The 21,374-nt window shown below is 55.4% G+C and carries 19 protein-coding genes and 1 pseudogene; 7 read left to right on the top strand and 13 right to left on the bottom strand.

What is annotated here, in order from left to right:
* The first annotated feature begins 82 nt into the window (after positions 1-82).
* Positions 83-409: a superoxide response transcriptional regulator SoxS gene (soxS, locus tag FEM41_RS07345; RefSeq protein ID WP_138095359.1), complete on the top strand. Its 327-nt coding sequence runs from the start codon at positions 83-85 to the stop codon at positions 407-409.
* A 234-nt stretch (positions 410-643) separates the two neighbouring features.
* Positions 644-922: a YjcB family protein gene (locus FEM41_RS07340; protein WP_138095358.1), complete on the top strand. Its 279-nt coding sequence runs from the start codon at positions 644-646 to the stop codon at positions 920-922.
* Between the two features lie 28 nt (positions 923-950).
* On the opposite strand, the gene FEM41_RS07335 is transcribed toward FEM41_RS07340, so the two are convergent.
* From FEM41_RS07335 to FEM41_RS07315, 5 genes are all read right to left on the bottom strand, one after another.
* Entirely contained in the window at positions 951-2,075 is a 1,125-nt protein-coding gene (locus tag FEM41_RS07335) for an ABC transporter permease (RefSeq protein WP_138095357.1), read from the bottom strand.
* Complete coding sequence (locus FEM41_RS07330; RefSeq protein ID WP_138095356.1) at positions 2,072-3,226, bottom strand: ABC transporter permease; 1,155 nt, start codon at positions 3,224-3,226, stop codon at positions 2,072-2,074. The genes FEM41_RS07335 and FEM41_RS07330 overlap by 4 nt, the downstream gene beginning before the upstream one ends.
* The gene (locus FEM41_RS07325; RefSeq protein WP_138095355.1) at positions 3,208-4,179 is read right to left on the bottom strand and encodes an HlyD family secretion protein; all 972 of its coding nucleotides are present in this window, start codon (positions 4,177-4,179) and stop codon (positions 3,208-3,210) included. Before FEM41_RS07325 ends, FEM41_RS07330 begins: the two co-directional genes overlap by 19 nt.
* A gap of 328 nt (positions 4,180-4,507) precedes the next feature.
* Positions 4,508-6,019 carry a GGDEF domain-containing protein gene (locus FEM41_RS07320; protein ID WP_138095354.1) on the bottom strand — a complete coding sequence of 504 codons (1,512 nt, stop codon included), beginning with the start codon at positions 6,017-6,019 and terminating at the stop codon, positions 4,508-4,510.
* Positions 6,020-6,475: 456 nt separating this feature from the next.
* Positions 6,476-7,384: an AraC family transcriptional regulator gene (locus tag FEM41_RS07315; RefSeq protein ID WP_138095353.1), complete on the bottom strand. Its 909-nt coding sequence runs from the start codon at positions 7,382-7,384 to the stop codon at positions 6,476-6,478.
* Between the two features lie 190 nt (positions 7,385-7,574).
* On the opposite strand from FEM41_RS07315, the gene FEM41_RS07310 reads away from it, so the two are divergent.
* The gene (locus tag FEM41_RS07310; protein ID WP_138095352.1) at positions 7,575-8,342 is read left to right on the top strand and encodes an SDR family NAD(P)-dependent oxidoreductase; all 768 of its coding nucleotides are present in this window, start codon (positions 7,575-7,577) and stop codon (positions 8,340-8,342) included.
* Positions 8,343-8,473: 131 nt separating this feature from the next.
* Positions 8,474-9,094 carry a LysE family translocator gene (locus FEM41_RS07305; RefSeq protein ID WP_138095351.1) on the top strand — a complete coding sequence of 207 codons (621 nt, stop codon included), beginning with the start codon at positions 8,474-8,476 and terminating at the stop codon, positions 9,092-9,094.
* Positions 9,095-9,191: 97 nt separating this feature from the next.
* Here the strand turns inward: FEM41_RS07305 and ssb1 are convergent, their stop codons facing one another.
* Complete coding sequence (ssb1, locus tag FEM41_RS07300; protein WP_138095350.1) at positions 9,192-9,734, bottom strand: single-stranded DNA-binding protein SSB1; 543 nt, start codon at positions 9,732-9,734, stop codon at positions 9,192-9,194.
* Positions 9,735-9,936: 202 nt separating this feature from the next.
* Here ssb1 and uvrA point away from each other — a divergent pair, with 202 nt between their 5' ends.
* Positions 9,937-12,768, top strand: a complete 2,832-nt coding sequence (gene uvrA, locus FEM41_RS07295; protein ID WP_138095349.1) for an excinuclease ABC subunit UvrA — start codon at positions 9,937-9,939, stop codon at positions 12,766-12,768.
* A 46-nt stretch (positions 12,769-12,814) separates the two neighbouring features.
* Here uvrA and FEM41_RS24750 read toward each other — a convergent pair whose 3' ends face one another.
* The 5 genes and pseudogenes from FEM41_RS24750 to dnaB all read right to left on the bottom strand — a co-directional run bounded on the left by FEM41_RS24750 (position 12,815) and on the right by dnaB (position 17,771).
* Positions 12,815-13,141: an MmcQ/YjbR family DNA-binding protein gene (locus FEM41_RS24750; RefSeq protein ID WP_241666623.1), complete on the bottom strand. Its 327-nt coding sequence runs from the start codon at positions 13,139-13,141 to the stop codon at positions 12,815-12,817.
* 39 nt (positions 13,142-13,180) lie between these two features.
* Positions 13,181-13,591: pseudogene (locus tag FEM41_RS24745) on the bottom strand (secondary thiamine-phosphate synthase enzyme YjbQ); the annotation flags it as partial.
* A gap of 156 nt (positions 13,592-13,747) precedes the next feature.
* Positions 13,748-14,941 (bottom strand): amino acid aminotransferase, encoded by a 1,194-nt coding sequence (locus FEM41_RS07285; RefSeq protein ID WP_138095347.1) that lies wholly within the window; start codon positions 14,939-14,941, stop codon positions 13,748-13,750.
* A gap of 182 nt (positions 14,942-15,123) precedes the next feature.
* Positions 15,124-16,203 carry an alanine racemase gene (alr, locus tag FEM41_RS07280; RefSeq protein ID WP_138095346.1) on the bottom strand — a complete coding sequence of 360 codons (1,080 nt, stop codon included), beginning with the start codon at positions 16,201-16,203 and terminating at the stop codon, positions 15,124-15,126.
* 152 nt (positions 16,204-16,355) lie between these two features.
* Positions 16,356-17,771 (bottom strand): replicative DNA helicase, encoded by a 1,416-nt coding sequence (gene dnaB, locus FEM41_RS07275; protein ID WP_138095345.1) that lies wholly within the window; start codon positions 17,769-17,771, stop codon positions 16,356-16,358.
* 82 nt (positions 17,772-17,853) lie between these two features.
* Between dnaB and FEM41_RS07270 the strand changes: the two genes are divergently transcribed.
* A complete protein-coding gene (locus tag FEM41_RS07270; protein WP_138095344.1) occupies positions 17,854-18,837 on the top strand; it encodes a quinone oxidoreductase in 984 nt (327 codons plus the stop codon).
* A 164-nt stretch (positions 18,838-19,001) separates the two neighbouring features.
* Here the strand turns inward: FEM41_RS07270 and pspG are convergent, their stop codons facing one another.
* Positions 19,002-19,280 carry an envelope stress response protein PspG gene (gene pspG / locus FEM41_RS07265; protein WP_138095343.1) on the bottom strand — a complete coding sequence of 93 codons (279 nt, stop codon included), beginning with the start codon at positions 19,278-19,280 and terminating at the stop codon, positions 19,002-19,004.
* Positions 19,281-19,410: 130 nt separating this feature from the next.
* Positions 19,411-20,439, bottom strand: coding sequence for a tRNA dihydrouridine(20/20a) synthase DusA (gene dusA / locus FEM41_RS07260; protein WP_138095342.1), 1,029 nt, complete (start codon positions 20,437-20,439; stop codon positions 19,411-19,413).
* Positions 20,440-21,040: 601 nt separating this feature from the next.
* Between dusA and FEM41_RS24740 the strand changes: the two genes are divergently transcribed.
* The gene (locus tag FEM41_RS24740; protein WP_206665548.1) at positions 21,041-21,364 is read left to right on the top strand and encodes an NYN domain-containing protein; all 324 of its coding nucleotides are present in this window, start codon (positions 21,041-21,043) and stop codon (positions 21,362-21,364) included.
* The last annotated feature ends 10 nt before the right edge of the window (positions 21,365-21,374 follow it).

Genomic DNA, 21,374 nt, shown 5'->3' with positions numbered 1-21,374 from the left:
ACTCATCGCCAGTAAAAAGTACGATACCCAACTCGCCAGGAGCCTGGCGACCGGGGGTATAAGAAGATAAGAGAGGATGCCTATGTCGCCACATCAGGAGATTATCCATACCTTAACGCAATGGATTGATGATCATATCGACCAGCCGCTCAACATTGACGCCGTCGCACAAAAATCCGGTTATTCGAAGTGGTACCTTCAGCGGATGTTCCGCTCGGTCATGCACCAGACGCTGGGCGAATATATCCGCCAGCGGCGCCTGGCCATGGCGGCCGAAGCGCTACGCACCACCCAACGGCCTATTTTTGATATCGCCATGGATTTTGGCTACGTCTCACAGCAAACTTTCTCACGGGTTTTCCGCCGCGAGTTTGACCGCACGCCTACCGACTATCGTCACCACGCCTGAAGACCACGGGCGGCGTCGACTGCCGCCCGAATAGTTTTTTTTGTTGCTAAAAAATCCCTCAACCTCTGGTGAATTAATCAACAAATGTGATATAGTTCACATGTCCTATGCAACAGGACACCCATTTACATTTTCTGTTATGACTTATTCCCTTTGACGGCCCCGGGTCACCCTTATCGCGCGCTCTGCGTCATGCCGTTATGCGTAATAGGTTTGCTTCGAGGATGAGGTTTCATGGCTACGATCACCACGGGTGTGGTTTTAATGCGCTGGCAGCTGTTAAGCGCACTGTTGATGTTTTTTGCCAGCACGCTGAACATTCAGTTTCGTCGTTCCGAGTCCCCTGTACTGGCAGTACTTTCCACCGGACTGGGCATTGCCGCTTCATGCTGGTTCGCTACCGGACTGCTGGGCATGAGCCTCGATTTCGCGGCGATTTGGACCAATGTTAAAGACGTAACGATGGAAGTAATGAGTCACACCCCGCCCGACTGGCCGGTCGTTATGACCTGATTCAGAAGGCTCCCTCTGGGGAGCCTTTTTAGCGTTTAAGCAGAGTGCGCAGCCTGACTCTGTCCCGCAACAGCCCAATAACCACCCCCAGCAGCGCATAAAACGCCCCCAGCAGTAGCAGCATCGCCACATCATTGAGCGCACTTTGCCAGGATAGCCCCATCTGGTTCACTCCGGCTATCGCCTTGGCCGCCCAGGTTGAAGGAATCATAAAGGCAATGCCCCGCACCCAGTCCGGCATAGCCTGTAGCGGCCAAATGGTTCCCGACAGATAAAACACCGGCATGGTGATAAACGACAGGGTCAGGTAGATCATCTCCACGCTGCGCAGGCATTCGGTCAGGAACTTGCCCAACCCCAATACCGCCAGCAGGAACGGGAAGGTTAATAGCAGTAGCTCTGGTATCGCCGCAGTCTGACGATAACCCAGCACCCAGGGCCACAGCACGAACAGCACAATGGAGAGAAACAGCCAGATAGGCAGCAGCGCCGATAGACCGCCCAAATAGACCGGCAGCGGCGGCTTGCCCTGGGCATTCAACACAATGCTGACCCGCACGCTGGCGATCATCAGCGAGTGCTGAAGTAACAGCACCAGCAGCCCGGGAAAGACGATTGCCGCAAAGCTGATTCCCGGATTAAACAGATCCCGGGCCTGGCCGATAATGGGCGTCATGACAATCTGCGCCTGGCGTTCGCTAAAGCCACTGCGCAGCAACAACGCCTGATCGTAGTGGTTCAGCATCTCCTGATACGCCGACTGCACATCCTGCTGAATCTGGCCGTTAGCCAGTCGGTTGGTCGCATCGCCATACACCGGCACCGTGACCGCCTTACCCGACAGAATCTTCTGTTCCAGATCGGTCGGCATAATGATAACGGCAAACAGCTTACGCCAGCCCAGATCGTGAATCGCTTTATCCAGACTGTCGTAACCCACCATTTTGACTTTAGAGGTGGCGTCCAGGTTGCGAATCAACAGACGGCTGGCTGAACTGTGGTCCTGATCGATGACCGCTACCGGTAGATCCCAGACCGTGCGATGAACGTATACCGTACTCATTACGCACAGCGAGATCAGCAACATCATCCACATCGGCCGCTCCAGCAACCCCATCAGCACCTTACTGAAGGTGGCCCAGTACGCTTTCACAGCACCACCTCCTGCTTACGCAAGCGCGCCGGAAGACGACGACACACCAGCAGTCCGGTCACCAACGGATAGACGAGTAGCAGCGCGCAGACACTGAATACCGGGCGTACCGGTACCTGACGCAGGAAAATATCAAACATGGCGTAGAGCGCGTGAGTCAGCGGCTCGAGATTAGAGATAATCTGCGCTGGCAACGACATTGACAGTTCCGGCACCACGGTACCGGAGAAGGTCAAGGCGATACTGACCATAATCCCCATCATGGTGTAGGCGGTTATCGCACTGCCGGTAAAGGTGAACAGCAGAATCCCCAGACTCTGGGCCGCCATCACGTAGAAGAAGCCAACAAGCAGCATATAGATGGGATTCCCCACCACCCGGGCGTCGAAGATCCACACCAGCAACGCCAGTTCCGCCATCAGTAACGTGGTATAGCACAGGGTGTATGGCGCCAGTTTTCCCAGCAGCGACATACTGAAAGAGCTGGAATAAATCAGCGGCTTACTGCGCGCCAGCACGTAGATCATGCAGGTCACAACAAACAACTGTATCAGGTGGATCGTGGCAGCAAACTGCTGATAGTAAACGTAGCTGCCGCTGGCGTTAAACAGACTGTCGTAGGAGAGTGAGACCTGCGCCAGGGCCGGCAACGTTTTACCGATGCTGGCCGCAATAATCGAACGATAGTTGCTGTTGAGATCGGATATCAGCCCGCTAAAGTCCTGAGTAGAGTAGAGCCCGGCCCCGTAAAACAGCGCGTTATAGTAGAACACCACCTGGGGCTGGCGACCCGCCAGCGCATCCGACTCAAAGTCTGGCGGGATATAGACCATGCCGTAGTCCAGCGCATTGCGCAAACGGCTCTGCGCTTCTTCCAGTCCACCTGCATGTTGGGTAATGCGGGCGTGAGAACCGGCGTCGAGCTTGCGAATGAGCTGACGTGACAGGTTGCTGTGATCGTTGTCCACCACCGACACAGGCAGATCCAGCAGCGTCCCTTCCGAAAAGTTGCTGCCGATCAGCCCGAACAGCAGCAGCGGAAAGATCCAGCCCAGCCAGTGGAAAACCGGTTTGCGAAAGGCGGCGCGAATCTCACGGCGGAAGGCAAGACTGAAGCAGCGCCAGCCGGTCCTTAAACCTTCCATTGCCATAGCGTGCTCATCCCCTGTCGCAGCCCCTGCACCGGCTGAGTCGGCCACAGGCGCACTTCGAAAGTTTTCAGGTCGAAGTCGCCGGTGGCACGGGTGGCGCGTTTGGTGGAGTAATCCCCCAGCGGCGCGATGTAATGTACTTCAGCCTCGATAATCTGGTTATTGAGCGCCGGAACCCGCAGCTTCACCTTATCGCCCTTACGAACGTGGGCCAGGATATCCTCGCGCAGGTTAAAGACAAAGTAAGCCTGGGGCTGACGCACCAGGGTCAACAGCGGGCTGGAGGCGTTCAGTAGTTCGCCCACCTCAGACGGAATCGGTCCTACTTCGCCATCGACCGGCGCCGTGACATTCAGATCATCGGCCTGAACTTTCACTTCCAACAGCTCCTGCTCCGCCTGGCGCAGCTGCGCGGCGTAAGCGGCACGCTGCTCGATACGGTCACCGTGAATGCCTTCGTCCAGATTGGCTTTCGCCCCCTGAACTTTCTGCCACGCGGTATCCCGGGCATTACGCAAATCCTGCAGATCCTGTGCAGAGATATAGCCCTGGGCCGCCACCTTCTGGTTACGGTTAAGGGTCGCCTGCGCATTGCGGTAGTCAGCCTCGGCCTCGTCCAGAGTCGCTTTCAGGTTGCGAATATTCTCTTCGCGGGTGCCGTTCATCGACTGGTCGAGCTGGGCTTTCGCCTGATCGCGCGCCGCTTCCGCCGCACGCAGTTGCGCAATAATTTCCGGCGCGTCCAGCTTCATCAGCAGCTGCCCGGCCTTCACATCGTCGCCCCTTTCCACCAGACGCTCTACCACGCGCCCCTTCGCTTTCGATGTAACGATAACCTCCGGCGCATCCACCTCACCCTGCAGCAATAAATCCTGGTTCTGCGCCCTGAAAAGTACTGCCAGTGCAATCACAATCACGACCAGCAGCAACGTAAATAACGTCTTTTTCTTCACTGGCCAGGCCTCCACTGTTGATTCAAGAGTTCCATCTCAACTCCCTTGTTTTATTTTGTCTTAAGCGTAACACAAGCAAAAAAAACCGCTTAAACATAGAAAGTCACTATCGGGGGGGGGATGCTCGGGGTGTAACAGGCTGATGTCAGGAAGAAAACACCGCACGACCATACCGTTGGAATAAAACGGCGCATAATATTGTGATCCGCGTCTCATTCAAGACAATTCTGACGGAAAACGATCGGCAACGCAGCCTGGAAATGGCTGATTATCGTCATGCAGAGGGAGTGCCGTGCATCGCTGCCTCAGGCGCCACGCACGGTGGTTATTAGATTCTCGCTCGTTTTTTTATCTGATACATCCGGCTATCGGCCCGGGACATCGCCTCGCTCAGCGTCATTCCGGGCGTCAGCTCGCAAACACCGTAACTCACGGAAAACGGCACCTCGGCGCTAAACAGTCCGATATCATGCGCAATACGCCGCATGCAGGCTTCCACCGCTTCAGAGCCCCCCTGGCTGAAGGTGATCAAAAACTCATCGCCCCCCATACGCACCGCGTAGTCCCGATTCGGCTGAATGCGATGGACAATCGACTTTGCCACATGCTTTAACGCCATATCGCCCATCTGGTGGCCCCAGGTATCGTTGATGGTTTTGAAGTCGTTGCAGTCGAGCATCACGATCGTCCGGGCCCGCAGCCCGCTCCGGGTGTCATATTTTTCCAGCCATGCCCGATTATAAAGCCCGGTGAGAGGGTCGATAAGCGAATTGCGGCGCTGAACGCGCAGAATGCGATCGTAGATCAGCCCCAGTCCCAGGAAGCAGAGCGACAGCAACACCAAAATAAGCAGATCGCTACGCCCGGTCGACGCCAGATAGTAACGAAGCGGATCGATAGAAACGATCACCTCATAGCGATCGTTAATGGCGGAACGTACTTTCTTACCCCAGTTATCGACGCCCAGCACGCCTAATTCGGTGCGACTCTCTTTATCCAGCAGATAAATATTCAGGAAATTATCCTGCTGATTAATCTCCAGGCTACGGGCAATCGCCAACAGATCTTCACGCTGGTAGTCAAAGCAAAGCGAGCCCAGCACCTTGTCCTTCATTCCCTGGCTCTGGTCAAACACCACGTGCTGCACGGTAATCACCGGATCACCGGACAGGGAGTCGAGATATACCGGGGAAAGCTCCCCGAAGCGGGCACCAGGATCGTCATGCAGTTTCTGATAGAGATAGCCGCGGGTTTCAATATGGCTGAACAGCCCGTAACCCCGCCCCCTGCTGGCCTTAAACACATATTCGCTCAGCGGCACCTTCGTAGTGATATAGATAAAATCGTCCTGTTTAGACAGGAAGTAGCGTCGGCTGATATGACTATAGTGAGAATTACGGCTTTCGATACGCATGGCCAGATCCACGGCTCTGGCCAGCAGCAGCTTGTCTCTCGTCAGGGACTCGTCTGATTGAAGCGTGCCCATAAAAGCATTATTGGTCTGATCCGCAAACAGGTTAATACCGTAAATACGGTGCTGTTTATCATACTCTTGCCCGACATCGCCCAGCTGGTAGCGACTGCTTTTAAGCCGCAGATAGAGCACCGAAACCGCATCTGAAAAGTTTTCGTTATAGTGCAGATCGCTTTCAATCACCCGCGAGAATTCATTCGCCACCGTTTCCGCGACCGAAATCTGACGCCGGTAAGAGATATAGCTAAACAAAATAGCTGCCAGCATAAAAACGATCAGCGTTACGGCGATCGCTACCTGCTTTGACTCAACGAAAAAGCGCCGATTGGGGCTTCGACTAAGCTGTCCGGCATTGATATCTGCCACCAGTTTTTACTCCAGAGGGGAAATAATAACAACGAGATACATACTATTCGGTCAATGCTAACCGCGGTCAAAAAAGAATGTTCAAGAAAATCCTCAATTTAAAACTTCAACTGAGAAGAGGATAACAGCAGGCGACGAGCTTATTTATTTCCGCATTTTTACATGACTGTTAAATAAATGATAAATAATTTAATAGATACAAAGTTTTACGTAGAAGAATCTATCATTTATTAAGAAAATAGCAATTTATTTATTGCATTACAGACGAAAATAAATACATATAACATTGATTTTAAATGACAAAACAAAAACAACCCATTACCCACACATTTTACATGGCTAAATTAGGCTTTATCCGAATGTTATTATTTATCAAGTCTCTTTAAATTATTTGTATATAAAAATAACGATGTTATTCGTGTTCAAAAAGTCCAGCGCATTCGCCAGATAATTCTCTTAATGTGTGGCAACCACGGCTGCCAACTGTACAGAAGGCAGTAATGAAAAGGCGTGCCTCATCACCCGCGCTTCTTCCCCCGGAGGGCGGCCAAATAAACGGCGAAATTCACGGTTAAATTGTGAAGGGCTTTCATATCCGACCCGCTGTCCGGCCGATGCGGCCGTCAGGTTGTCACGAATCATGAGTAAACGCGCCTGCTGCAACCGTACGGATTTAATGTACTGCACCGGTGAAGTGTTGGTTATCGCCCGGAAGTGAGCATGAAATGCCGGGATACTAAGACCGGCCCGTTTTGCCAGCTCACCGACGCTTACCGGTTGATCGTAACAGCGATGAATATGCGCCAAAACCCGGGAGATACGCGCAAAATGGCCCTGACTGGCAAGCGCTGCGCGAATAGCACCGCCCTGCTCGCCAATCAACATCCGGTAATAGAGTTCCCGAATAATCGAAGGCCCCAGAATCCGCCCCTCCAGTGGTGACGCCAGCGCACGTAGCAAACGCAGCGTCACATCGGACAATGCGCTATCCAGCGGTGTTGAAATAATTCCCTGAGGCGGTGATGCGGCACGATATCCTTCTTCATCCAGCATAACGATCAGTTCAGTCAGTACAGTCATATCCAGACCGACGGAAAGCGCCAGAAGGGGTTCCTGCGCAGTGGCATCCGTCTCTGTTGAGAATGGCAGCGGCACGGAAAGCACCAGATAATGCTGGCTGTCATAGCGATACACTTTGTCTGCCAGATAACCACGTTTGGAACCCTGACATACAATCACAATCCCCGGCTCATACAATACCGGCGTGCGACCTATCGGCCCATTGGCACGCATAAAACGAACCGAATCCAACTGCGAGCGCGTGTAACCTTCATGAGGCGCCAGCTTCGCCAGTAAGTCAACCATTTGCTCAGCCTGATGATTGCTTCCCATCGTTCCTCGACCACCGGGTATTAGTGAGCAATCATAGCGCCATAGTTAGCCGATAAAGTAAACAGTACAAATAGGAACAGGCAATCATCCAATAGCCCTGTGTCTTTTGGCTTTTCCAACGACAACGTAGCCTGCCAGGACATCCATACAGAGGTAAAGAGACATGTCCAACGCAACGCACGCTTCACATCCACAACCCTTCGCAGGTCAGGTCGCGATTGTTACCGGTGCAGCCAGCGGAATTGGCAGGGCAACCACAGCACTGCTGCATCAGCGGGGCGCCAACATCGTCGCCATCAGTCTGGAGCAGGAAGTTCGCGATCTGGAATGCCCCGGCATCGTGTCGCTGGTTGCTGACGTGGCCGACGAAGCCAGCGCGACGCAGGCGGTGGAAACCGCAATGCGTCATTTTGGTCACCTGGATATTCTGGTGAATAACGCGGGAATTATCACAAACAAGGCTGTGGTGGATATGACGCTTGATGAGTGGAACCGAATTCTGGCCGTCAACGCGACGGGCGCCTTTTTGTTTGCGCGTGAATCGCTGCGCCAGATGATGAGTTCAGGTAAAGGCGCTATCGTTAACGTTGGCTCCTACGCCTGCTACCAGACATTTCCCTCCATAGCAGCTTATGCCGCATCTAAAGGCGCGCTGGCGCAGTTAACCCGCACTCTGGCGCTGGAAGCAATTCCTTACGGTATCCGCGTAAACGCCGTTGGCTCCGGAGATGTCATCACCAATATCGCCAACAGGATCCACCCTGACGGCCAGGCATTTCTGGCCGGTCACGGCGCAGGCTCCCCCATCGGCCGCGCCGCGCAGCCTGAAGAAATTGCAGAAGTCATTGCCTTTCTGGCATCGGAGCAGGCCAGCTATCTGGTGGGCTCCGTGGTCATGGCCGACGGAGGAATGAGCGTGGCGATTAAATAATGCCGCTGAGAACAATAAGCCCTGTGAAAACAGGGCCTTTAAAAATGACGAGACTAACGATAGACGGGTCGAACACTCCAGTGGTAAAAAGTGAATCTTTACAGTAGCATTCACGCTTTCGGAGACAGAAAATGCCCGTTGCTGATTCACTGATTGCTTTTTCCTTTGCCGCACTCCTCCTGACGCTCACCCCCGGACTCGATACCGCACTGATCTTACGAACCGCCACCGTCGAAGGCGGGAAGAAAGCTTTCCAGGCCGCCATAGGCATCGACACCGGATGCTTTATTTGGGGAGCGCTGGTCGCCTTTGGTTTAGGTGCGTTGCTTGCTGCGTCGGAACTGGCCTACAACCTGCTAAAATGGTGTGGCGCCGCCTGGCTGTGCTGGCTGGGGATACAGCTTATCTTCAAACCCCGTCATAGCTTTAATCCCTGTCAGACAAGCATCCCATCATCCAGTAACTGGTTCCTGCGTGGAATGCTCGGCAATGTGTTAAATCCCAAGATGGGCGTCTTTTATGTCTCGTTTTTGCCGCAGTTTATTCCCACGGGCCACTCACCGGTTGTCTGGACCTTCCTGCTGGTGACCGTCCACGTGCTAATCGGTACGCTCTGGTCCCTCATACTGATTTTAACCACCCGTTATGCATCGGCAGTCTTTACCCGACCGTCGGTAGTGAAATGGATGGATCGCGCCACAGGCGGCGTTTTTATGGCTTTCGCCGCCCGGCTGGCGTTGAGCAGTCGGTAATGAAGAAAGTGAACATCTGATACCAGAGCCGACGTCTGTATAACAAAAAGCCCCGTAATAACGGGGCCTTATACGATATATCTTCTGAAAAGGTTTATCAGAACGGAATATCGTCGTCGAAGTCCATCGGCGGTTCGTTAGAAGGTGCCGGTGCACTGTTCTGCTGCTGAGGACGAGACTGAGCCTGCTGCTGACCGCCGCCGCTGAACTGGTTGCCGCCCTGAGGCTGCTGAGGCTGACCCCAGCCACCGCCCTGCTGCTGGCCGCCGCCCATGCCGCCACCGCCGCCCTGACGGCCGCCCAGCATCTGCATGGAGCCGCCCACGTTAACCACGACTTCGGTGGTGTAACGATCCTGGCCATCCTGCCCCTGCCATTTGCGGGTACGCAACTGGCCTTCGATATAAACCTGGGAACCTTTACGCAGGTATTCACCCGCCACTTCCGCCAGTTTGCCAAACAGCACTACGGAGTGCCATTCGGTCACTTCTTTCATCTCACCGGTCTGCTTGTCGCGCCAGGATTCGGAAGTCGCCAGCCGCAGGTTAGCCACGGCCCCGCCATTTGGCATATAGCGCACTTCCGGGTCCTGGCCCAGATTACCGACGAGAATCACCTTGTTTACGCCTCTGCTGGCCATGTTCGAGTCTCCTGAGAAGGTTTTCCTGATAGTGTAAACCCGCGATTCTATCACGCCACTGTTAGAGTTTATAGCTGTGCCCGTCGTTCCATTAAAGTTACCTATGCTTCATTTGTTACAGAGGAATACTGGATATCCATTCAGGATTAATTGTGTCATAATTAGCCGTTTCTGGCAGCGGGTTAGTATCCGGGAAAGCTAAATGGACAAGATAGAAGTCAGGGGTGTCCGCACCCATAATCTCAAGAATATCAATCTGGTAATTCCCCGAGACAAGCTGATCGTCGTGACCGGCCTGTCGGGTTCGGGTAAATCATCACTGGCGTTTGACACCCTGTATGCGGAAGGTCAGCGCCGCTATGTCGAGTCCCTCTCCGCCTATGCGCGTCAGTTTCTGTCGCTGATGGAAAAGCCGGACGTCGACCATATCGAAGGGCTCTCCCCGGCCATCTCCATTGAGCAGAAGTCGACATCCCATAACCCGCGCTCTACCGTGGGCACCATTACGGAAATCCACGATTACCTGCGACTGCTGTTTGCCCGCGTGGGCGAACCCCGCTGCCCGGATCACGACGTGACGCTGGCGGCTCAAACGGTTAGCCAGATGGTGGACAATGTCCTGAGCCAGCCGGAAGGTAAGCGGCTGATGCTACTGGCACCGATTATCAAAGAACGTAAGGGCGAGCACGTTAAAACCCTGGAGAACCTGGCAAGCCAGGGCTATATCCGCGCCCGTATCGATGGCGAGGTATGCGATCTGTCGGATCCGCCAAAGCTGGAGCTTCAGAAAAAGCACACCATCGAAGTGGTGGTGGATCGCTTTAAGGTACGTGAAGATCTAACGCAGCGTCTGGCGGAATCTTTTGAGACAGCGCTGGAGCTTTCTGGCGGTAGCGCGGTAGTCGCCGATATGGACGATCCCAAAGCCGAAGAGCTGCTGTTTTCCGCCAACTTCGCCTGTCCCATCTGCGGTTACAGCATGCGCGAACTGGAGCCACGCCTGTTCTCCTTCAACAACCCGGCCGGTGCCTGCCCCACCTGTGACGGTCTGGGCGTTCAGCAATATTTCGATCCCGATCGGGTGGTGCAGAATGGCGAGCTGTCGCTGGCCGGCGGCGCCATTCGCGGCTGGGATCGGCGCAATTTCTACTATTTCCAGATGCTGCGTTCGCTGGCGGAGCATTATAAATTCGACGTTGAGGCCCCCTGGGAAAGCCTGAGCGATAAAGTGCGCAACGTAGTGCTCTATGGCTCCGGTAAGGAGTCTATCGAATTTAAGTACGTGAATGACCGCGGCGATACCTCGGTACGTCGTCATCCCTTCGAAGGGGTGCTGCACAATATGGAACGCCGCTACAAAGAGACCGAATCCAACGCAGTGCGCGAAGAGCTGGCCAAATATATCAGCAACCGCCCCTGCACCAGCTGTAACGGCACCCGTCTGCGGCGTGAGGCGCGCCACGTGTTTGTGGAAAACACCACGCTGCCGACCATCTCCGATATGAGCATCGGTCACGCCATGGCGTTCTTCGCCAACCTGAAGCTTGCCGGACAGCGGGCAAAAATCGCCGAAAAAGTGCTGAAAGAGATTGGCGATCGCCTGAAGTTCCTGGTCAACGTGGGGTTGAATTACCTGACGCTTTCCCGCTCCGCAGAGACGCTCTCCGGCGGCGAAGCCCAGCGTATCCGTCTGGCAAGCCAGATTGGCGCCGGTCTGGTAGGGGTCATGTACGTGCTGGACGAGCCTTCCATCGGCCTGCATCAGCGCGATAACGAACGCCTGCTGGGTACCTTGATCCATCTGCGCAATCTTGGTAACACCGTGATTGTGGTGGAACATGATGAAGACGCCATTCGCGCCGCCGACCACATTATCGATATCGGCCCCGGCGCCGGTGTTCACGGCGGTCAGGTGGTGGCGGAAGGTTCGCTGGACGCCATTATGGCGGTGCCGGAATCCCTGACCGGCCAGTATATGAGCGGCAAGCGCCAGATAGCGATACCGAAAAAACGCGTTCCCGCCGATCCGGAAAAAGTGCTGAAGCTGACCGGCGCTCGCGGCAACAACCTGAAGGACGTCACCCTGACCCTGCCAGTTGGACTGTTTACCTGCATCACCGGGGTATCCGGATCGGGGAAATCGACGCTGATTAACGATACGCTGTTCCCCATCGCTCAGCGTCAGTTGAACGGCGCCACCAGCGGCGAACCGGCCCCCTACCGCGATATTCAGGGACTGGAGCACTTCGATAAAGTGATCGATATCGACCAGAGCCCCATCGGCCGTACGCCGCGCTCCAACCCGGCTACCTATACCGGCGTGTTTACACCGGTGCGCGAACTGTTCGCCGGAGTGCCGGAGTCTCGTTCACGCGGCTATACGCCAGGCCGTTTCAGCTTTAACGTCCGCGGCGGTCGCTGCGAAGCCTGTCAGGGCGACGGCGTGATCAAAGTTGAGATGCACTTCCTGCCGGATGTTTACGTGGCCTGCGACCAGTGTAAGGGCAAGCGTTACAACCGCGAAACCCTGGAGATTAAGTACAAGGGCAAGAATATCAATGAAGTACTGGATATGACTATTGAAGAGGCGCGGGAGTTTTTCGACGCCGTGCCCGCCCTGGCGCGCAAGCTCCAGACTCTGATGGATGTTGGTCTCTCTTACATCCGGCTGGGCCAGTCGGCCACCACGCTTTCCGGCGGCGAGGCCCAGCGCGTGAAGCTGGCACGCGAGCTGTCGAAACGCGGTACCGGCCAGACCCTGTATATTCTGGACGAACCGACCACCGGTCTACACTTCGCCGATATTCAGCAACTGCTGGACGTGCTGCATCAGTTACGCGATCAGGGCAATAGCATCGTGGTTATCGAACATAACCTGGATGTGATTAAGACAGCCGACTGGATTGTCGATCTGGGTCCGGAAGGCGGCAGCGGCGGCGGTGAGATTCTGGTCTCCGGCACGCCGGAAACGGTGGCGGAGTGCGAAACTTCTCACACCGCGCGTTTCCTGAAGCCGTTACTGGAACAGAAGTAACGCTGATGGCGCTTTTCCTCGCTGCGGGGAAAGGCGCCGATTCCCTTCATCCCCCCATCAGCTTCCTGCGTTTCTCCTCCGACAGCAGATCCAGCGCCTGCTGGTATGAATCATTCACCAGAGAGTATATCTGCGAAGCCGGAAGCGATCCGTCCAGAAACAGCGTGCTCCATTTATCCTGATTCAGATGCGGAGTGGGAAACAGATCCTGATGCCGCTGACGCAGCAAATCCGCCAGGGGCGTACTGGTCTTCAGCGATACCGCCGGTCGCCCATCCACCTCCTGCACCATGGCAAACAACACATCCCCCACCTTAATCTGGGTTGCCTTCCAGTCACTGTGGACGCTTTGCTGCGCTCCGGTCTTCGCCATGCAGTACTGCAACAACTCCGAACTGGTCATCGTTTTACTCCCCTGTAGCGTCGCGACGATTCGCCGGGAACCGCCGTGAATCCGGTGCTCCCCCAGCCAGATCCCCTGCCAGCGCCCCAGCTCCACGCGGCCAAGACGAACCGGTAGCGTCAGCGAGGCGCCAAGCAGCGACGATTTAATATGGGCTGGCATATCGTCCGGCCCCTCATAGTCATGCTGATAGCGGGCATTTTCCGGCACTGTCCGCAGAAAGTGCTGCTCCATATCCTGGCGCACGGTAGGATCGCAGTTCTCATTCAGCGTCAGGGAAGCGGAGGTATGCTGGAGCAGCAGATGCAGTAACCCAATCTGAATATCGGCCAACTCGCGCATTTGTCCCAGTAACTCGTCGGTAACCAGGTGAAAACCGCGCGGTTTTGCGCTCAGAATCAGAGTTTGTTGGTACCACATAAACGGCTCCGTATAACGAATGGATCTCTTTAAGTGTGTATCAGACCGGGAAAAGGTAAAACCCGGCGCTGAAAATTTCCGGGCCAGCGCCATGACTGACAGGGAAAGGTGCCAGCACACTGCCGATGTGACAGCACCTTAAAGGTAAGTGAGTATTTACATTACAGCCGCAAAAGCCTGTGCCACACGCGTGACGTTTCGGCTATTAAGGCCCGCTACGCACATACGGCCGCTGGCGATCAGGTAGACACCAAACTCTTCGCGCAGCCGCTCGACCTGCTGCGGGCTGAGGCCGGTATAGCTAAACATGCCGCGCTGGCGCAGCAGATAACCAAAATCACGGCCCGGCAGCGCCTGGTCCAGCACCTCTACCAGCGCCTGACGCATAGCGATAATACGCTTACGCATCGCTTCAACATCCGCCAGCCAGCTCGCCTTCAGTTCGGGATCGTTCAACACCGTGGCAACAAGACGCGCGCCGTGCTCTGGCGGGCTGGAATAGATACGGCGCACCGTCGCTTTCAACTGACCAAAGACCCGGGAGGCAGCATCGCTATCTTCACAGACCACTGACAGCCCTCCCACCCGCTCACCGTAGAGCGAAAAGGTTTTAGAGAAGGAGTTACTGACCAGCGCAGGCAGCCCGGCACCGGCAATAGCGCGAATCGCGTAAGCGTCCTGCTCCATACCGCCGCCAAAACCCTGATAGGCGATATCAAGGAATGGAATCAGATCGCGCGCCTTCAGCACTTCGACCACGCCGTCCCACTGGGCATCGGTCAGATCGGAGCCGGTGGGGTTATGGCAACAGGGATGCAGCAGCACAATGCTGCGCGCTGGCAGGTTGTTCAGCGCTTCAAGCAACGCTTCATAGCGCACGCCTTTGGTTTCATCATCAAACCATGGGTAAGTGTTTACTTCGAATCCAGCCCCCTCGAATATTGCTACGTGGTTTTCCCAGGTCGGGTCGCTGACCCAAACGCCGGAATCAGGGAAGTAGCGTTTCAGGAAGTCGGCTCCCACCTTCAGAGCGCCCGAGCCTCCCAGAGTCTGGATGGTAGCGATGTTTCCCGCTTTCAGCAGCGGGCTGTCGGCGCCGAACAGCAGCGGCCCGATGGCGCTGCGATAATCGCCCAGCCCTTCCATCGGCAGATAGAGCGAAGCGCCGTGGGGTGTGGCGCTCAGGCGCGCTTCGGCCTCAGCTACGGCAGGAAACTGGGGAACGATCCCCTCTTCGTTATAGTAAAAGCCGATACTGAGGTTAACTTTATCGCTGCGGGGATCTTCCCGAAAACGTTCCACGAGCGAGAGGATGGGATCGCCTGCATAGGCGTCAACATTCTGAAACACGCCGGATTCTCCTGATTGTTATTGGCTGTTGTGAGGCAGCCTCCGCCCGTGGCGACACGGCGAGGCATCAGTAACACAATAAACCGGAAGTGCAGGGAGATCGAGGGGCAGGTTATGGATTCGTTAAAACGCCCGCCAGGGGAAACAGGCGCCGGACAGCATACCGGCAACCTGTCGATGAGTCAGTCGATGTATTTCAGCATCAGCCGCGGCGTCAGGCGCGTGATAAGTTCGTAAGCACTAACTTTTGTTATCTCCGCGATACGCTCGACGGGCAGCCCTTCGCCCCATAGCACCACCGAATCTCCAGCACGTGCCCGGGTTTCAGGCCCAAGGTCAACGCAAATCATATCCATCGCCACCCGGCCGACAATGGGCCGCTCTTCGCCATTTACCAGCACCGGCGTGCCGGAGGGGGCACAGCGTGGGTAACCATCGCCATAACCCATGGCCACCACGCCCAGCCGCGTATCACGCTCGCTGACCCAGCTACCGCCATAGCCCACCGGCTCCCCTGCCTTATGGTCGCGAACCGCGATCAGAGACGACATCAGCGACATCGCAGGCTCGAATCCCAGCTCCGCTCCCCAGGGACGCTCTTCAAGCGGCGATACCCCGTACAGAATAATGCCGGGGCGTACCCAATCGAGGTGCGAATCGGGCCAGAACAGCAGCCCACCGGAAGCGGCAATCGAACGCAGCCCCGGTTTACCGGCGCTGAAGCTATTAAAGATATCGAGCTGACGCGGTGTGGCATCCGATTCCAGCTCATCGGCACGAGCAAAGTGGCTGATGATATTGACCGGCTGACGCACGTTGCGGCAGCGCGACAGCCGCTGCCAGAAGGCTTCCGCCTGCTCCGGACGTACACCGAGTCGATGCATTCCGGTATCAAGCTTCATCCAGACGGTCACCGGCTCGCTCAACTGCGCCTGCTCCAGTGCCACCAGTTGTTCTTCGCTGTGGACCGAGGTCATCAGTTGATGCTGCGCCAGCAGCGACAGGTCGCTTGGGGAAAAGAAGCCCTCCAGTAGCAGAATGGGCTGGCGAATGCCCCCTTCCCGCAGGCGCAGCGCCTCTTCCAGCCTTGCCACGCCGAAAGCGTCGGCATCGCTCAACGCACGGGCCGTCTCCAGCAGACCATGACCGTAGGCGTTGGCCTTCACCACCGCCACCAGGCGGCTGTCCGGTGCCCGCTCACGCAGGCGTTGCAGATTGTGTCGCAGGGCGCGGCGGTTAATGACCACGGTTGCCGCTTGCATGTTCATTCCTTAATTCTTTTCGATTAGCCATTTGGCGTTATTGGTGCAGCGGGTTTGGGTGCGGCCAGCGCGTAACCACCGGAGCGTACTGAAGTACGTGAGGATGGCGAGCACTGCCCAATCCCAAAATCGCAAATAAAATAGCCAAATAATTATTCGTCGTCGTATTGCGGCCCGGCATAGTTATCAAACCGCGACCACTGACCATTAAAGGTCAGACGCACCGTCCCGATAGGACCGTTACGCTGTTTACCGAGGATGATCTCCGCAATGCCTTTGAGGTCGCTGTTTTCGTGATAGACCTCATCACGGTAGATAAACATGATGAGGTCGGCATCCTGTTCGATAGAGCCAGATTCACGCAGGTCGGAGTTTACCGGGCGCTTATCGGCTCGCTGCTCCAGAGAGCGGTTAAGCTGGGAGAGCGCCACCACCGGCACCTGAAGCTCCTTGGCCAGCGCCTTCAGGGAGCGGGAGATTTCGGCGATCTCCAGGGTACGGTTATCGGAAAGCGACGGCACGCGCATCAGCTGCAGGTAGTCGACCATAATCAGACTGAGCCCGCCGTGCTCGCGGTAGATGCGGCGCGCGCGGGAACGCACTTCGGTCGGCGTCAGGCCTGACGAGTCATCGATATACATGTTTTTCTTTTCGAGCAGAATGCCCATGGTGCCTGAAATACGCGCCCAGTCTTCGTCATCGAGCTGGCCGGTACGAATGCGGGTCTGATCCACCCGGGAAAGTGAAGCCAGCATACGCATCATAATCTGTTCGGCGGGCATCTCCAGCGAGAAGATCAGCACCGGCTGATCCTGCAGCATGGCGGCATTTTCGCACAGGTTCATGGCGAAGGTGGTTTTCCCCATGGAGGGACGCGCCGCCACAATAATCAGATCCGAACGCTGCAGACCGGCAGTCTTTTTATTCAGGTCCTGATAACCGGTATCGATACCCGTGACCCCATCGTGGGGCTGTTGATACAGAGTTTCGATACGGGAGACGGTGGCCTCCAGAATCTTATCGATCCCCTTCGGACCTTCATCTTTATTAGCGCGGTTTTCGGCTATCTGGAAAACCCGCGATTCTGCCAGATCGAGCAGATCTTCGCTGGTACGTCCCTGGGGATCGTAACCAGCATCGGCAATCTCGTTGGCGACGGAGATCATCTCGCGCACCACTGCCCGCTCGCGCACGATATCGGCGTAGGCGCTGATATTGGCCGCACTCGGAGTGTTCTTCGACAGCTCCGCCAGATAGGCAAATCCCCCCACGCTTTCCAGCTGGCCCTGGCGCTCCAGAGATTCGGAAAGGGTAATCAGATCGATGGGCTGCCCCTGCTCCTGCAGGCGGTGCATTTCGGTGAAGATCAGGCGATGCTGACGGGTATAGAAGTCTTCACTCACCACACGCTCGGCCACATCGTCCCAGCGTTCGTTATCCAGCATCAATCCACCCAACACCGACTGCTCAGCTTCCGACGAATGGGGCGGCACTTTCAGCGCATCGACCTCCCGATCGCGCGGCTCGCGGCTTTCGGAGGGTTTGTTGAAGGGGGTTTTTCCTGCCATAGTGAATTAAATGCTCAGGTATCTGTAGAGAGAGACCGGGAAGTATACCCTTTAATCTTGCCTCGACCCAAAAGGAGATCACATGGCAACGCGAATTGAATTCACTGAACACGGCGGACCGGAGGTACTGAAAGCGGTCGACTTTACCCCCAAAGATCCGACCGATAACGAAGTTCAGGTCGAAAACAAAGCCGTTGGCATCAACTATATCGACACCTACGTGCGTAGCGGGCTCTACCCACCACCAACGTTACCCAGCGGTTTGGGGACCGAAGCCGCAGGCATCGTAAGCAAAGTCGGCTCCGCCGTCAGCCACCTGAAAGAGGGCGATCGGGTGGTTTATGCCCAGTCGGCCCTGGGTGCCTACAGTTCGGTGCATAACGTGGTTGCCGATAAAGTGGCGCGCCTGCCCGATGCCATTAGCTTTGAACAGGCAGCAGCCTCTTTCCTGAAAGGGCTGACCGTCTTTTATCTGCTGCGCAAAACCTATGAGGTGAAACCGGATGAACCCTTCCTGTTCCACGCTGCGGCTGGCGGCGTAGGCACTATCGCCTGTCAGTGGGCTAAGGCGCTGGGCGCCCGCCTTATCGGCACCGTCGGCTCGGCGGAAAAGGCGGAAAAAGCGCAACAGGCCGGCGCCTGGCGCACCATTAACTATCGGGAAGAGGATATCGCAGAGCGGGTGCGTGAACTCACCAATGGCAATAAAGTGGCGGTGGTATACGACTCGGTGGGCAAATCGACCTGGGAAGCCTCACTGGACTGCCTGCAGCGGCGTGGACTCATGGTCAGCTTTGGTAACTCTTCCGGGCCGGTCACTGGCGTGAATCTGGGCATTCTGAATCAGAAGGGCTCGCTCTATGTCACCCGCCCTTCCCTGTTCGGCTATGTCACCACTCAGGCCGAGCTGGATGAGGCCAGCAGCGAACTGTTCTCGCTGATCGCCAGCGGCGTGATTAAAGTCGACGTACGGCCACAACAGATTTTTTCTCTGAGCGACGCCGCCCGGGCTCATAAGGTGCTGGAAAGCCGAACCACCCAGGGCTCCAGCCTGTTGATACCCTAGAAAGAATTTGGGCTTCCCGAAGGAAGCCCATTCTTTTTTATCGTTCGCCTGGATGTAGGGTACAAGCGATGAATTCGGGGCACAGAATAACAGATCTCTGAACCAAATCCTGGGACAGCTTCACAAAGCTGACAGAAATCTGCCGGTCTGTGATCGACACCGCATTACCGGGTGTAACGGCGGCGGGTGCGTCGATACGGGCGCGGCTGACCAAAGATAATCTCATCGCGATTGTGTGATTTTTTCTCTTTAAAAGCGCGGATAATCCAGACCACCGCCACGGCCAGCAGCAGCCAGGGCAGCACTTTAATCATCAGGGCGAACAGGCCGCCGGCAAACATCAGCAGGGTAGCGACAAACAGCGCGCAGACGATCCCCAGCAGGGAGATTCCCGTCAGCAGCAGCATAAAAAAGAATCCCAGGACAAAAATCAGTTCCAGCATGGTTTGCTCCTTATTACAGACCCCCGAAGTATTACAAGAATCGTGCCAGAAATAATTTGTTGAAAAATAACAAAAACGCCCGGAGCGTTGCCCCGGGCGTAGTGAAATTCACCATTAAGTGGCGCAGAAATTAACGATCCCTGACGACTTTCGCCAGCGCCTGCTCCACCACCTGGATACCTGCGCCAGGCTTGTGGGCGTTTTCGCTCAAATGACGTCGCCACTGGCGAGCGCCCGGCACGCCCTGGAACAGGCCCAGCATATGGCGAGTAATATGGCCCAGATAAGTTCCGCGGCTCAGTTCCTGCTCAATATAGGGATACATGGCCCGCACCGTCGCCGCCGGGTCGGCATCCGGCCCGGTGGTGCCAAAAATCACCCGATCCACCGCTGCCATAATGCCCGGATTCTGGTACGCCTCACGCCCTACCATCACGCCATCCATGTGCTGTAAGTGGGCCTGCGCCTCCTCCAGGGACTTAATGCCGCCGTTAATCGACATCGTCAACTGCGGGAAATCGCGCTTAAGCTGATAAACCCGCGGATAGTCCAGCGGCGGAACCTCGCGATTCTCTTTCGGGCTCAGGCCGGAAAGCCAGGCTTTGCGGGCATGGATAATAAAGGTTTCACAGCCGCCCTGCTCCGCCACTGTACCGACGAAATCGCACAGGAATGCGTAGCTGTCCTGGTCGTCAATGCCGATACGGGTCTTTACCGTTACCGGAATGGAAACCACGTCGCGCATGGCTTTAACGCAGTCCGCCACCAGCTGCGCTTCGCCCATCAGGCAAGCGCCGAAGCGCCCATTCTGTACGCGATCCGACGGGCAACCCACGTTCAGGTTAACCTCATCATAGCCGCGCTCTTCCGCCAGACGGGCGCAGTGCGCCAACTGCTGGGGATCGCTACCACCCAATTGCAGCGCGACCGGATGTTCCTCTTCGCTGTAAGCCAGGTAGTCCCCTTTACCGTGAATAATGGCGCCGGTGGTTACCATTTCGGTATAGAGCAACGCATGGCGCGATAACTGGCGCAGAAAATAACGGCAGTGTCTGTCCGTCCAGTCGAGCATTGGCGCAACGGAAAAACGATGGGGGAGAAAGGAAGTTACGGCAGCGCCGTTTTGCAATGCGTTTTGCGATTCTGGGTTCTGGTGCATGTTTACACTTGTTGGCGTATTTTGGACTTATCTGTCTCCCGTATGTCTCCTGAGGAGTGTACGAATGGAAACGGCGATGGCGGATTATACTACAGAAAGAAGGTGCAAAGCAGATACCAGCCAACGGTCTTGATCTTTAATTGATCATTTTTTATACTGGCTGACAATAGCACCCCACAGAGTACGAGCTTGCCACATAGTGAGCCTTCCGAAATGTGGGTTTTTTTATTTTTCAACGACTAAACAAGGATGTTTATGAAAACTGCAATCCTGGTGGACGGTAGTTTTTTATTAAACGCTACCGTACCCTGTATCATGACTGGCGAGAAAAAAGCACCAGGCAGATCGCTCGTGACCTCTACGCCGGGCTATTACGGGATCTGCGCAAAGCCAATAAAGGGAAGCCCTGTCCCGATCTGTATCGTATTCTTTTCTACGATTGCCACCGCTCGAAAAACGAGCACAGAATCCTGTCTCCCGAAAAGGATTTAGCTTTTCTGACACTCCTGAAGCCAGATTCAGAAAAGAATTCCATAACGAGTTAAAAAAATTCAGGAAAGTTGCTTTACGGCTGGGGCGTATTACCGATGAAGGTTAGTGGGTGATTACACCAGAGAAAACGAAAGCGTTACTTAATGGCCGGATTACCGTCGATGAACTTACAGAGAAGGATGTCAGGTATGAAGCCCGGCAGAAGGGCGTTGATATGAAAATCAGTCTGGATATCTCATCACTGTCCCACCATAAAAACGTTGAGCAAATCATTTTAGTCGCTGGCGACAGTGATTTTGTCCCCGCAGCGAAACAGGCCCGGCGTGAGGGTATCGATTTTGTGCTTGATCCTATGTGGAATCATATCAATCCCGATCTACATGAGCATATCGATGGACTGGTTTCTTCATGGCCCAAAAATACAGGCCCATAAAATAGCAGCC

The sequence above is a fragment of the Jejubacter calystegiae genome, from assembly GCF_005671395.1.
Taxonomy (GTDB): domain Bacteria; phylum Pseudomonadota; class Gammaproteobacteria; order Enterobacterales; family Enterobacteriaceae; genus Jejubacter; species Jejubacter calystegiae.
Note: the sequence above shows the minus strand (reverse complement) of the source record. Positions and strands in the feature narration are given on the sequence as shown.